Genomic DNA, 13035 nt, shown 5'->3' with positions numbered 1-13035 from the left:
CCCGGCTCCACGCCACCCCGACGTCTGCGCTCCTCCTACGGCCAGCGCCCCGCCCCCGTGGAGCCCCTCACCCTGAAGATCCTCGTGGCCGGTGGCTTCGGAGTGGGCAAGACCACGATGGTGGGCGCGGTCAGCGAGATCCGTCCGCTGCGCACCGAAGAGCGCCTTTCGGAAGCCGGCCGACCGGTCGACGACACCGGAGGCGTGGAGGCCAAGCGGACCACCACGGTCGCCATGGACTTCGGTCGGATCACGCTGCGCGAGGACCTGGTGCTCTACCTGTTCGGCACCCCGGGCCAGGACCGCTTCTGGTTCTTGTGGGACGAGCTCGCCCAGGGGGCGTTGGGGGCCGTGGTGCTGGCCGACACCCGGCGCCTGGAGGACTGCTTCGCCGCCGTCGACTACTTCGAGCGGCGTGGGATCCCGTTCCTGGTGGCCGTCAACTGTTTCGAGGGTGCCGCGCAGCATCCGGCCGAGGCGGTCCGTCAGGCCCTCGACCTCGACCCGGACGTGCCGGTGCAGCTCTGCGACGCCCGGTCCCGTGACTCCGTGAAGGAGGTTCTGGTCGGCGTCGTGGAGCACGCCATGGCCCTGGCCGGCGCGCGCCGCCGGGAGTCGACGACCCGTTAGTCCCCGGGCGCGGTCCGTACCCCCGCCGACTGGGGTACGGACCGCTCTTCCGGTGGCCGAAGCGCGGGAAGGGAAGTGTTCACCTCCCCGGCGAGGTCGTCAAGACGTGCCGCGGCAACTGCCACGGGCCCGGGCGCATTCCGTCAGCCGTGGCCGGACATCCGCCGCATCGGCGCAGCGCGTGGCCTCACCGAGGGGTCACCGGATGGTCACGACCGCCGAGCCGTGTCCGAACAGCCCTTGGTTGGCGGTGATCGCAGCTCTGGCTCCGGCCACCTGCCGAGGACCGGCGGTGCCACGCAACTGCCAGGTCGCCTCGCATACTTGGGCGATGGCCTGGGCCGGTACCGCTTCTCCGAAGGAACTCAGCCCTCCGCTCGGGTTGACGGGGATGCGCCCGCCGAGCGTGGTCGCTCCCGAACGCAGCAAGGCGGCGCCCTCGCCCGGAGCACACAGCCCGAGGTCCTCGTACCACTCCAGTTCCAAGGCCGTGGACAAGTCGTAGACCTCGGCGAGGGAGAGGTCCCGCGGCCCCAGACCGGCCTCCTCGTAAGCCGCGGCTGCGATCGAGGAGCGAAAGCCCGGGACCGCCGGTTCCACGGTCGCGGCCGAGTCGGTCGCGATGTCCGGCAGGTCCAGTACGGCCCGCGGGTACGTGGGGGTGACCGTGGAGACCGCCCGTATCCGCACCGGATCGGTCACCCCCCGGCGCCTGGCGTACCGCATGCTGCACAGCACGAGGGCCGCGGCGCCGTCCGACGTGGCGCAGATGTCCAGCAGGCGCAACGGGTCGGCCACCACTGGGGAGGCCGCCACCTCAGCGGCCGAGACGGGAGTTCGGTAGCGGGCGTGGGGGTTGTTCGATCCGGCCGCCGCGTTCTTGACCTTCACCTGGGCGAAGTCCTCCACCGTGTCCCCGTACCGGGCCATCCGGCGCCGGGCGAAGAGGCCGAAGTACGCCGGGTTGGTGGCGCCCAGCACGCGAAAGCGCAGCCAGTCGGGGTCATCGGGGCGCTCTCCCCTGGCCGGGGCGAAGAAGCCCTTGGGGGCCGCGTCCGCACCGACCACGAGGGCGACCTCCGCCAGTCCAGCGAGGATCTGGGCACGCGCCGCACCGATGGCCTGGGCGCCAGCGGCGCAGGCCGCGTACACACTGGTCACTGTGGCCCCCTGCCACCCCAGCGCCTGCGCGAAGGTCGCGCCGGAAACGTAGCCCGGATACCCGCCGCGCACGGTGTCGGCGCCCACCACCGAGTCGACCTCGGTCCAACTCAGGCCAGCGTCGTCGAGCGCGGCTCGGGCCGCGACTCGCCCGTACTCGACGAACCCGCGCCCCCATTTGCCCCAGGGGTGCATTCCCGCTCCGAGGACCGCGACGTCCCCATCTCGGCCGTTCATCTCGTAGTTCCCCCCACCGGCCGCCAATGCCAGGTGGTGAACAGGGTGTCCCCGTCCTGGTTGAGGACTCCGGGCACCACCTCCACCTCCATGCCCACCGCGAGCTCGGCCACCCTGACCGAGGGGGCCGCCTGTCCGAGTACCACCATGCGTTCGACGGCGAGTTCGACGGCGATGAGGACATAGGGCTTCCATGCCTGGTCCGGGTCGCTCGGATAGGGGGCCGGGGGGCGGTACCGGCCGTCCGTGTAGGACCAGATGCGGCCCCGGGGCGAGAGCGGCACCTGGGTCAGCTCCTCGCCCTCGCACGCGGGATTGCGGCAGTAGGAGTCCTCACGGGGGAAGAAGTAGGAGCCGCACTGGGTGCAGCGGGTGCCCAGCAGCCGGAATTCACCCCCGGGCGGCCCTTCGGTGAACCATCCTGCGACCACGGGTGTGCGCGTACGCGACAAGGTCCCTCCCGGCCTGTGAGCCACTGGTCTGACGGAACGTCAGAAATCCTCAGTCTGCCACGCCCGGACGCCCGCGCACACCCGTGCGCCGGCCCACGATCACGACCACGGGCCGCCGTCGCCCGCCCGTCCCGACCGGGGCCTTCAGCCGGGGGCCGCAGTAGGGGCCTTAATATCCCCAGGTGCCAACAGCCAAGAAGGACGGGCCCGCCAAGGCAGGGAACGCCGATACCGCCCATCCCCCCGCCGCCATCCCCGGTACCCACTGCTCCGGCTGCGGAGCGAGGTACGACACGGGCGAGTGGCCACGTCGCTGCCCGCGCTGCGGCACTGTCGCCTACCGCAACCCCCTTCCGGTGGCCGTAGCGCTGCTGCCGGCCCACGACGACCAGGGCACCGGTCTGGTGGTGATCACCCGCACCATCGAGCCCGCGCGCGGTGGCGTCGCGCTCCCCGGCGGGTTCATCGACCACGGTGAGGACTGGCGAGCCGCTGTGGTACGCGAACTGCGCGAGGAGACCGGCATCCTGGCCGGAGCCGAGGAGGTGCAGCTCGCCGACGCACTCAGCTCCCCGGCCGGGCACCTCCTTCTCTTCGGCCTACTCCCCACCCGGGAGGTGAATGAACTGCCCGAGTCGGCGCCTACCGCGGAGACCACGGGCTGGCACCTCCTGCGGACCCCGGCCCCACTTGCCTTCCCCCTCCACACCCGAGCCGTCGCCGCCTGGTTCGCGGGCCGGTACCGCCCCGGTCCGGGCTGAAGAGGGGCCCGCGCACTGCCCGAACCGACCAGGGCTCAGTCTCCGCGCACTCCCCGCACCCGCACCGGAACACCCGCATCCGAACCGTCTTCCCGTTCCACCACCACCCGGCCGCCCCGCCACCGCGAGATGAACCGTTCGATCGACGGCTGCCCGAACCCGTCCTGCACCCCGGGCTCCTCACGCACCAGCAGGCCAGCGCCGGTCCGTCCGCGGGCCGGGGCCCACACCTCCAGCTCCAGATCGCCCCCGGGCCCGCGCACCGGCAGCACCGAACCCGCCCGCACCAACACCGGGATCCGTTCCAACGGGGCGTCCAACAACACCTGGCCCTGCCCCTCGTAGGCCAGCTCCGTAGCCGTGTCGTACCAACGCCCGCGCGGTAGACGTACCGCGCGCCGCGGCTCGCCCGGGCCGCTCTGCTGGGCGTGCAGCACCGGAGCCACCAACACCCCGTCACCCAGCAGGAAGGTGTCCCCGCAATCCCGCAGGGCCCGGTCATCGGGCGTGTCCCACCACACCGGGCGCACATAGGGAGCACCCGTCCGCCGCGCCAGCTGCGCGAGAGTGAGGAAGTACGGGAGCAGCCGCTCCCGCTCCAGCAGCGCGGCCCGAGCACACTCCAGGGCCCGCGGCCCGAACTCCCAAGGCTCTCGCCGCCCGGCCCAGATCGCCGCATGGGTGCGAAACAGCGGGAGGTAGGAACCCAGCTGGAGCCAGCGTACGAACAACTCTGGTGACGGAGAACCGTCGAACCCGCCCACGTCCGGACCCGAATAGGGCACGCCGCAGAGCCCCAGACCCAACACGAGCGCCAGCGAGGCCCGCAGCCCCGGCCAGCCCGTGCTCACGTCCCCCGACCAGGTCCCGCCGTACCTCTGCATCCCCACCCAACCGGACCGGGAGAACAGGAAGGGCCGCTCACGCGGCCGTAGGCGCGCCAGTGCCTCGTAGCCGGCCTGCGCCATCGTGAGCGCGTAGACGTTGTGCGCCTCCCGATGGTCACCCCCCGCACCGTCCAGCGCGTGGTGCGCCGAACGCGGAAGCGTCATATCGCCGAACGGTGTGAAGGAGACCGGCTCGTTCATGTCGTGCCACACACCGGAGAAGCCCTGCGCCAGCCGCTCCGCGTACAGCCCGCCCCACCAGGCCCGGGTCCGCGCGGCGGTGAAGTCGGGGTAGGCGCACTCGCCCGGCCACACCACCCCCCGCACCTCCCGGCCCCGGGCGTCACGGACGAACGCGTCCGCCGCCCGTCCCGACTCGTAGACCGAGCCGCCCCTCTCCACCTTCACCGCGGGATCGACGATCGACACCAACCGCACCCCCTGCTCGCGCAGTTCGGACGCGAGCCCCGGCAGATCCGGGAACCGTTCCCGATCGACGGTGAACACCCTGTGGTCGTCGTAGTGGTCGATGTCCAGGTGCACCGCCGACAGTGGTAGCCCACGCTCCCGGTACCCGGCCACCACCCGCCGTACCTCGTGCGCGTCGCCGAAGCCCCACCGCGCGTGCTGGTACCCCAAAGCCCAGTTCGGCGGCACGGCGGCTGCCCCGGTCAAACCCGCCCACCCCAGCAACACGCGGGCGGGCGTCCCCACCAGCACCCAGCACCGCAGCGGTCCGCCGTCCATCCGCAGTTCGCTCGTTCCCGGCCGGTCGGGCCCCGAGCCCGCACCCTCCTCTCCTTCCCGCAGCACCACCCGGCCGTCCCAACTGTTGTCGTGGAAGACCAGGTGGGTCCCGGCGTCCGCCACCACCAGCTGCACCGGCATCGTGATGTAGAGCGGATCGCTCCCGGGGCCGAACGCACCCCGGGGGTCGGTGTTCCACAGCCGGTACGTGCCGTCCGGCAAACGCGGGCCGCCAGCCCGACCTCCCAACCCGAAGAATCGGGCGTCCGCGGGTACTTCGGAGCGCTGCACCCACCGTGCCTGCCCGCCGCCAACCGGCTCCCACCAGCGAGGCGGCGCTTCCCTGCGCAACAACGCACCCCCCGGCGTGCGCAGTTCCACCGCACCGTGACGCGAAACCGTCACCAGGGCCCGCTCGGACACCACCCGCCAGCCGCCCTCGGTGTCCGGTTCCAACGAGGCGCGGGGATCCGCCTGCGGCCCATCGCCGGAGCCGGTGCCCGACCAGGTTCCGCCGAGGGCGTATGAAGGCAACGGCGCCGCCCCGTCCCAACTCCAGAACACCGCCCCGCCCACCGTCACCAGGATGCGAAGTTCCGAGCGGGCGAACCGGATGACCCCACCCCCCGGCGCGGCCTCGACGTCCCGCAACTGCCCGGGCACCCGAGCCCGCTCCGCCCCGCGCTCCCGTCGCAGCGCCGCATCCGCACGCCGGTGGCGCAGCGCCGCGCGCCAGGCGCGCACACCGCGCACCGAGCCGACCGCTTTGACACAGGACACCAGCTCACGACGGTTCATCGGGGATCTCCTTGGTGGGTAGCCCCGGCTTCAGCCGGGTAAGGAAACGAAGTTCCTGCGGAGGGGCGGGGAAAGCCGGTTCGCGGTCAGGGCCGACGAATGGGCACCCTCAACGGCCGTCACTGCGGCGCAAGTTGATGGAGTGGCGTGTGAGCCGTGAAGACCGCTCACGTGAAGCGGGCGTTGAACTACCGCTTTCATGCTGACTGCCTGGTAGAAGACTGCGGAACTCGCGTACCTCAGCGAGGTCTCCTGCGTTCCGCTTCAGCAGGCCCTGAGCCATCACCAGAGGGCGTTCGCGAACTTCTCCGGCAAGCGGGCGAAGTACCCGCGTTTGAAGTCGCGGAAGAAGTCTCGGAAGTCGGCGGAGTACATCACCGGCGCGTTCCGGTTCCGGGACGGGAAGCTGACCCTGGCGAAGATGGCGGAGCCGCTCGGTATCGCGTGGTCCCGTCCGCTCCCCGAGGGGGCGTCGCCGTCCATGGTGAGCGTGTCCCAGGACGCGGCCGGACGCTGGTACGTGTCCCACTTGTACGAGGACCCGTCCGTTCAGCCGCTGCCCGCCACCAGCGCGGCTGTCGGTATCGACGTCGGGCTCGACCACGCGCTGACCCTCTCGACCGGGGAGAAGGTCTGCAACCCCCGGCACGAACGGCGTGACCGTACCCGTCTGGGCAGGGCTCGACGGCAGCTTGTCCGTAAGGCCACGGCTGACGGAGCGAACCGGGCCAAGGCCCGCCGGAAGGTCGCCAAGGTCCACGCCCGGAGCACCGACCGCAGGCGTGACCACCTGCACAAGCTGTCGACTCGTCTCGTTCGCGAAAACCAAACGATCGTGATCGAGGACCTCGCCGTCCGGAACACGGTGAAGAACGGCAGCCTGGCCCGCGCTGTCAGTGACGCGGCATGGTCGGAATTCCGGAGCATGCTGGAGTACAAGGCTCAGTGGTACGGCCGCGAAGTGATCGCGACCGACCGCTGGTTCTCCTCCTCCAAGCTGTGCTCGACCTGCGGCACCTTGCGGGACAAGATGCCGCTGAACGTCCGGACACGGACGTGCGACTGCGGGACGACCCATGACCGGGACGTGAACGCGGCGCAGGACATCCTGGCCGTCGGGCTGACGGCGGCTGTCTGTGGAGCTGGTGTAAGACCTCAACGGAGTACTCCGGGCGGGCAGTCGGCGATGACGCAGAAAATCCCACAGCGCCAGCCGTAGGAATCCCCCTCCTGAAAGAAAGGGGAAGAAGCCAAGGGGCTCACCCTGCCATCCGCCCACCCGCCACCGGTGGCCGTTCAACCGCCGTTCACCCGTGGTTGGGTCCCAGGGCCTCCTGGCGCTCCCACGGGCCCGCCCCGCTACGACACGGCGGACCCTGGTGCACCGGTCGATCACATGGCATCGTCCCTGTGAGCCGTCGCGCGCCCACCCGTCGCGCGCCCGGCGCCGACCGCACACCAAGCGCCACCTCGCAGAGCCCGGGAGCCGATCCATGACCCCAGCGACCCCAGCCAACTCCGCCGAAGGCCCCGGGGGCACGGCCGACGTCGGCACGCCCCGCCCCGCCCCGCTGTGGCAGCCCGGACCCGACCGCATCGCCGAAGCGCACATCACCGCCTTCCAGAGCTGGGCCGCCGAGCGCTACGGGGCTCCGGCCCAAGGCGGCTACCCGGCACTCCACCGCTGGTCCGTCGAGGAGCTCGACACCTTCTGGAAGGCCGTGGCCGACTGGTTCGAGGTGCGCTTCTCCACCCCCTACAGTCAGGTGCTCGCCGACCGCTCGATGCCGGGCGCCCAATGGTTCCCCGGCGCCACCCTCAACTACGCCGAGCACGCCCTGCGCGCCGCCGAGGACCCCTCCCGCGCCAGCCAGCCCGCCCTGCTCCACGTGGACGAGACCCAGCAGGTGACCCCGACCAGCTGGGCGGAGCTGCGCCGCCAGGTCGGGGCGCTCGCGGCCGAACTGAGGACCCTCGGCGTACGCCCCGGCGACCGGGTCAGCGGATACCTCCCGAACATCCCGCAGGCCGTCACCGCCCTGCTGGCCACTGCCTCCGTCGGCGCGGTCTGGACCTCCTGCGCCCCCGACTTCGGAGCCCGTAGCGTCCTCGACCGCTTCCAGCAGGTCGAGCCCGTGGTCCTGTTCACCGTCGACGGATACCGGTACGGAGGCAAGGAGCACGACCGCACCGAGACCGTCGCGGAGCTGCGCCGCGAGCTGCCCACCCTGCGCGCCGTCGTCCACATCCCGCTGTTGGGCACCCCCGCCCCCGAGGGCGCCCTCGCGTGGTCGGACCTCACCGCCGGCACCACCGATCCGGTGTTCGAGCAGGTCCCCTTCGACCATCCGCTGTGGGTGCTGTACTCCTCTGGCACGACCGGGCTGCCCAAGGCCATCGTCCAGTCCCAGGGCGGCATCCTCCTCGAACACCTCAAACAGCTCGGCCTGCACTGTGACCTCGGCCCCGAGGACCGCCTCTTCTGGTACACCTCCACCGGCTGGATGATGTGGAACTTCCTCGTCTCCGGCCTCCTCACCGGCACCACCGTGGTCCTCTACGACGGCAGCCCCGGCTACCCCGACACCGCCGCCCAGTGGCGCGTAGCCGAACGCACCGGTGCCACTCTCTACGGCACCTCCGCCGCCTACGTGATGGCCTGCCGCAAGGCCGGAGTGCACCCGTCCCGGGACTTCGACCTGTCCTCCGTCACATGCGTCGCCACCACCGGTTCACCGCTACCGCCCGACGGATTCCGATGGCTGCACGAAGAAGTGGCCGAGGACCTGTGGATCGCCTCGGTCAGCGGTGGCACCGACGTGTGCAGCTGCTTCGCGGGCGCCGTGCCCACCCTGCCCGTACACGTCGGTGAGCTCCAGGCCGCCTGTCTGGGCACCGACCTCCAGTCCTGGGACCCCGCCGGCAAACCGCTGACCGGCGAGGTCGGTGAACTCGTCGTCACCAACCCCATGCCCTCCATGCCGATCCGCTTCTGGAACGACCCGGACGGCAGCCGATACCGCGACAGCTACTTCGAGATGTACCCCGGGGTCTGGCGGCACGGCGACTGGATCACCCTCACCGAGGACGGTTCCGTGATCATTCACGGCCGCTCCGACTCCACCCTCAACCGCCAGGGGGTACGGATGGGTTCGGCGGACATCTACGAGGCGGTGGAGCGGCTGCCGGAGATCAGGGAATCGCTGGTCATCGGCTTGGAGGAGGCGAACGGAGGGTACTGGATGCCCTTGTTCGTCCACCTTGCCCCCGGCGCCAGCCTCGACGAGTCCCTGCGTACCCGGATCAAGCAGACCATCCGGGAGCAGCTCTCCCCGCGCCACGTCCCCGACGAGGTCATCGAGGTCCCCGCCATCCCGCACACACTGACCGGCAAGCGCATCGAGGTCCCGGTCAAGCGCCTCCTCCAAGGCACGGAGCTCACCAAGGCGGTGAACCCCGGCTCCGTGGACAACCTGGAGCTCCTCCACTTCTACGCGGAGCTGGGGCGCTCCCGTAGCCGTCGCTGAGCACCGCAGTCGCGCCGTGGCCTGGACCGGCTCGCCGCCGGCCAGGCCACTGTCAGTAGCCACCGTTACTCTGAGTGAGCAATGATCGCACCGAGTTCCGGGGGGACGCCATGGCCAGCACCCGACCACACCGCCAGCCCGACCACGGCCAGCACCAGCACGGACCCAGCCGCCGCGGACCGTCGGCCAAGCGCCCCGCCGCACTCCGGCGCGGCCTGCGGCGCGAAGCCCCCACCGTCATCGGCGTCCTCGCGGACCCGGCCGACTTCACCACCATGACGGCCTACCCCAGCTTCGCCTTCGAAGACCACCCGTCCTACCTGCGGGCGGTCCACGGCCTGCTGCGCTCCCTGGCCGCACAGCACCTCCACATCAGCGCGGTCCTCTTCGACCCGGAGGAGTTCCGGCTGTTCTGCGCCGAGGAAGGCCTCGACGCGGACAGCGCCGCGGCGCGCACCTGCTTCACCGCCGAACTCGCCGCCAGCGGCGCGGGCCTGCGGTACACCGGGCAGCCCATGGACGAGCTCGTCCCCGAGCTCATCGACCAGGCCGCCCGCCACGCCACCTGGGAACACGCGACGCTGCTCCTGGCCACCACGAGCCCCTGCACCGGCTGCGGGGCGGACCTCGCACGGGCCGCGGTCAGGCGGGCCCGCACTCTGCTCACCCAGGTCGTGGAGGGCGCCGGCCCCGGCCACCACCACCTCGTGTGCAGCGTTCCGGTACTGAGCGGACACCTGCTCACCGCCCTCCACGCCGAGCACCTCGCTCCTCCCGGGCCCGGTGCACCCACGATCAGGCTCCACGAAGGCGGGCGCCCCGACTTCCTGACCGTCCTGGCTGCCGGCCTCGCGGCGCAGAGTCCCGGCGGGCTCGTCCTACGCAGTAGCGCGGACTCCCACCCCGACCTGCTGCGCGGCTGGAGGCTCCAACGGGGCGCGCCGGTCCCGCTCTCCGCGGCGGAGGTGTTCGATGCCTACTGCACCGACGTGGAGTCCGGTGAGCCGATGGCACCTGAGCCGGGTGTCGAGTACCACCCGGGATTCGCGGTGGACGTTCCCGGACCCCACCATGGCCACTGCCCTCGCGCATGACCGGGCTCGGACGACGCAGAGGGCTCCCCACCACCGGTGGGGAGCCCCCGTCAGGACCACGGTGAGCGGGATCCACCCCACGCACCCCTCACTCGCCGGACAGCACCCCCCTGGCGGCCAGGCGGGCTTCCTCCGCGGAGTCAGTCGCCCGCGCCGCGGCGGCGGCCCGCTCGCACTGCGCCAGCGTGTACTTGGCCAACGTGGCACGAACATAGGGAATGGAGGCCGCCCCCATGGACAGGCTCGTCACGCCCAGGCCGGTGAGTACGCAGGCCAGAAGCGGGTCGGCAGCGGCCTCGCCGCAGACCCCGCAGCTCTTGCCCTCCGCCTTCGCAGCCTCGGCGGACAGGGCCACCAGGTCCAGTAGGGCTGGCTGCCAGGGGTCCTGAAGGCGGGAGACCGCGCCCACCTGTCGGTCGGCGGCAAAGGCGTACTGTGCCAAGTCGTTGGTGCCCAGCGAGAGGAACTCCACCTCCTGCAGGATCGAGCGCGCCCGTAGCGCGGCGGAGGGGATCTCCACCATGGCTCCGAACTTCGCGTTCAGCCCGGCCTCCCGGCAGGCGGCGGCGAACGCCCGGGCGTCCGTGCGGTCCGCCACCATCGGTGCCATGACCTCCAGGTACACCGGAAGCCCCTCGGCGGCCTTGGCCAAGGCCGTCAGCTGGGTTCGCAGGACCTCGGGGTGGTCCAGGAGGGTGCGCAGTCCCCGTACGCCCAGGGCCGGGTTGGGTTCGTCGGCGGGCGTCAGGAAGTCCAGCGGCTTGTCGGCGCCCGCGTCCAGCACGCGCACCACGACACGCCCTTCCGGGAAGGCCTCAAGGACCTTGCGGTAGGCATCCACCTGCTTGGCCTCGGAAGGGGCCTGCTTGCTGTCGTCCAGGAACAGGAACTCGGTCCGGAACAGACCGACGCCCTCCGCGCCCGCCTCGACCGCTGCGGCCACGTCGGCGGGACCTCCGACATTGGCGAGCAGTGGCACCTTGTGCCCGTCCGAGGTGGCCCCCGGGCCGGATGCCGCAGACAGTGCAGCACGACGGGCAGCCGCCGCATCCTCCAACTCGGCCCGCTTGTCCGAGCTGGGGTTGACGAACACATCGCCGGTGCTGCCGTCCACGGCGATCACGGTGCCCTCGGCCAGCTCGCCCGCCCCGGGGAGCGCCACCACAGCGGGCACCCCGAGAGCGCGCGCCAGGATCGCACTGTGACTGGTCGGGCCGCCTTCTTCGGTGACGAAGCCGAGCACCAGCGTCGGGTCCAGCAGCGCGGTGTCGGCAGGCGCGAGATCGCGCGCGATCAGTACGTAGGGCTCGTCGCTGTCGGGCACGCCTGGCATCGGTACGCCCAGCAGGCGGGCCACGATGCGGTTTCGCACGTCGTCCAGATCGGCCACCCGGCCGGCCAGGTACTCGCCGGCGCCCGCGAGCAGCGCGCGGTAGGCGGCGAAGGCGTCGTACACGGCCCGCTCAGCCGTGCTTCCGACGGCGATGCGGCGTTCGACGTCCGCCATCAGCTCCGGATCCTGCGCCATCATCGCCTGGGCTTCGAGTACGTGCTGGGCCTCGCCGCCCGCGAGATTGCCCCGCGCGTTGAGGTCGGCGGCCACGGCCCCGACCGCTTGGCGTGCGCGGCCCTGCTCACGCTCGGCGTCCTGTGCCGGGATCTGCTTCGCCGGCGGCTCAAGAACTGCCGTGCCCATGTGCCGCACTTCGCCGATCGCCACCCCGTGGCTCACGCCGACGCCTCTGAGCGTTGTTTCCATATCACCCGTCTCTGTTAGAGCGGCGGATCCGCCCGCCGCATGGATGTGCCGACCGCCCCGCCCGCCAGCGCGGGCGATGGCCCTAACTCCAGCTGAAGAGGACGTCGCCGGTGGTGACGTCCTCGTCGTCCTTCACATCGGAGAGCGAGTCGGCCGAGGCCTCAAGGGCGACGATCGGGCAGACGGGCGACTTGCCGGCCGCTTCCACGTCCGCGGGGTTCCACTTGACCATGGGCTGTCCGCGCTTGACGGTGTCGCCCTTGTTGACGAGGAGCTCGAAGCCTTCACCGTTGAGCTGGACGGTGTCGATGCCCAGGTGAGTGAGCACACCGTGACCCTCGGAGTCCACCACCACGAAGGCGTGCGGGTGCAGGGAGACGACCACGCCGTCGACGGGGGAAAGCGCCTCACCAGCCTCGCGCAGGGGATCGATGGCGGTCCCCGGACCGACCATGGCGCCGGAGAACACCGGATCGGGGACTGCCGCAAGTCCGATCGCACGGCCGGCGAGGGGGGACATCACGCTGGTCATAGGGGGCCTCCCAGAGGGTGGGGCTTCTTCGTTGTCGCCGTCACTGCCTGTCCTGGACGGCGCACTTTGAGAAGGGTATGGCATGAGAAGTCCGAGTTCCTCCGTATATAGACAGGCCGAGCACCCGCCTGCACGGAGGTCTCAGTGGACTAGACCATACGCTGAATCGACTTGCCGGGACACCACCGGGGGATGTACTGTCTTAAGTCCTGCCTGGACCCTGTGGAGTGATTCCGAGTGTGCGCGGCTCCAGGTGGAATCCCAAACCGCCATCGATCCTGATCCCTGCATTGCCCTGCCCTTCTCTGGGTGGTGGTCAAAGGGGCAAGAATTCGCTGGTACTGTTGGGAGCGCCGAAAGGGAAATCGCGAAAGCGAGGGACCTTAAAGCGATCCCGTTTCGACTGGGAGTCAGGTCCGAAAGGATCTGGTAGAGTCGGAAACGCCGAAA

9 protein-coding genes and 1 pseudogene are annotated in these 13035 nt (G+C 71.0%); 5 read left to right on the top strand and 5 right to left on the bottom strand.

The window, feature by feature from the left end; translation table 11 throughout:
• Positions 1–24 precede the first annotated feature (24 nt).
• Positions 25–630, top strand: coding sequence for an ATP/GTP-binding protein (locus tag ACFYMC_RS24710; RefSeq protein ID WP_388529016.1), 606 nt, complete (start codon positions 25–27; stop codon positions 628–630).
• Between the two features lie 198 nt (positions 631–828).
• Here the strand turns inward: ACFYMC_RS24710 and ACFYMC_RS24705 are convergent, their stop codons facing one another.
• Positions 829–2028 carry a lipid-transfer protein gene (locus ACFYMC_RS24705; RefSeq protein ID WP_388528962.1) on the bottom strand — a complete coding sequence of 400 codons (1200 nt, stop codon included), beginning with the start codon at positions 2026–2028 and terminating at the stop codon, positions 829–831.
• Positions 2025–2480, bottom strand: a complete 456-nt coding sequence (locus tag ACFYMC_RS24700) for a Zn-ribbon domain-containing OB-fold protein (protein ID WP_388528960.1) — start codon at positions 2478–2480, stop codon at positions 2025–2027. The genes ACFYMC_RS24705 and ACFYMC_RS24700 overlap by 4 nt, the downstream gene beginning before the upstream one ends.
• A 251-nt stretch (positions 2481–2731) precedes the next feature.
• Here ACFYMC_RS24700 and ACFYMC_RS24695 point away from each other — a divergent pair, with 251 nt between their 5' ends.
• Positions 2732–3241, top strand: coding sequence for an NUDIX domain-containing protein (locus ACFYMC_RS24695; protein WP_388529014.1), 510 nt, complete (start codon positions 2732–2734; stop codon positions 3239–3241).
• Between the two features lie 35 nt (positions 3242–3276).
• On the opposite strand, the gene ACFYMC_RS24690 is transcribed toward ACFYMC_RS24695, so the two are convergent.
• Positions 3277–5673 (bottom strand): TIM-barrel domain-containing protein, encoded by a 2397-nt coding sequence (locus ACFYMC_RS24690; RefSeq protein ID WP_388528958.1) that lies wholly within the window; start codon positions 5671–5673, stop codon positions 3277–3279.
• A 190-nt stretch (positions 5674–5863) separates the two neighbouring features.
• Here ACFYMC_RS24690 and ACFYMC_RS24685 point away from each other — a divergent pair.
• The 3 genes and pseudogenes from ACFYMC_RS24685 to ACFYMC_RS24675 form a co-directional block, all read left to right on the top strand.
• Positions 5864–6892: pseudogene (locus ACFYMC_RS24685) on the top strand (RNA-guided endonuclease InsQ/TnpB family protein); the annotation flags it as partial.
• Positions 6893–7166: 274 nt separating this feature from the next.
• Positions 7167–9200 carry an acetoacetate--CoA ligase gene (locus ACFYMC_RS24680; protein ID WP_388528956.1) on the top strand — a complete coding sequence of 678 codons (2034 nt, stop codon included), beginning with the start codon at positions 7167–7169 and terminating at the stop codon, positions 9198–9200.
• Between the two features lie 74 nt (positions 9201–9274).
• Positions 9275–10294 (top strand): hypothetical protein, encoded by a 1020-nt coding sequence (locus ACFYMC_RS24675; RefSeq protein WP_388528954.1) that lies wholly within the window; start codon positions 9275–9277, stop codon positions 10292–10294.
• A gap of 88 nt (positions 10295–10382) precedes the next feature.
• Here the strand turns inward: ACFYMC_RS24675 and ptsP are convergent, their stop codons facing one another.
• Entirely contained in the window at positions 10383–12053 is a 1671-nt protein-coding gene (ptsP, locus tag ACFYMC_RS24670; protein WP_388528952.1) for a phosphoenolpyruvate--protein phosphotransferase, read from the bottom strand.
• A gap of 82 nt (positions 12054–12135) precedes the next feature.
• Positions 12136–12585, bottom strand: a complete 450-nt coding sequence (locus tag ACFYMC_RS24665) for a PTS glucose transporter subunit IIA (protein ID WP_388528951.1) — start codon at positions 12583–12585, stop codon at positions 12136–12138.
• Between the last annotated feature and the right edge of the window lie 450 nt (positions 12586–13035).

Source organism: Streptomyces sp. NPDC006879, from assembly GCF_042869595.1.
Classification (GTDB): Bacteria; Actinomycetota; Actinomycetes; order Streptomycetales; family Streptomycetaceae; genus Streptomyces.
This window is presented reverse-complemented; position numbering and strand designations above follow the sequence as displayed.

Excerpts from the sequence above, each read along its gene's own strand:
- ACFYMC_RS24705 (WP_388528962.1), bottom strand. The coding sequence starts at position 2,028 with ATGAACGGCCGAGATGGGGACGTCGCGGTCCTCGGAGCGGGAATGCAC.
- ACFYMC_RS24690 (WP_388528958.1), bottom strand. The coding sequence starts at position 5,673 with ATGAACCGTCGTGAGCTGGTGTCCTGTGTCAAAGCGGTCGGCTCGGTG.
- ACFYMC_RS24680 (WP_388528956.1), top strand. The coding sequence starts at position 7,167 with ATGACCCCAGCGACCCCAGCCAACTCCGCCGAAGGCCCCGGGGGCACG.
- ptsP (WP_388528952.1), bottom strand. The coding sequence starts at position 12,053 with ATGGAAACAACGCTCAGAGGCGTCGGCGTGAGCCACGGGGTGGCGATC.
- ACFYMC_RS24665 (WP_388528951.1), bottom strand. The coding sequence starts at position 12,585 with ATGACCAGCGTGATGTCCCCCCTCGCCGGCCGTGCGATCGGACTTGCG.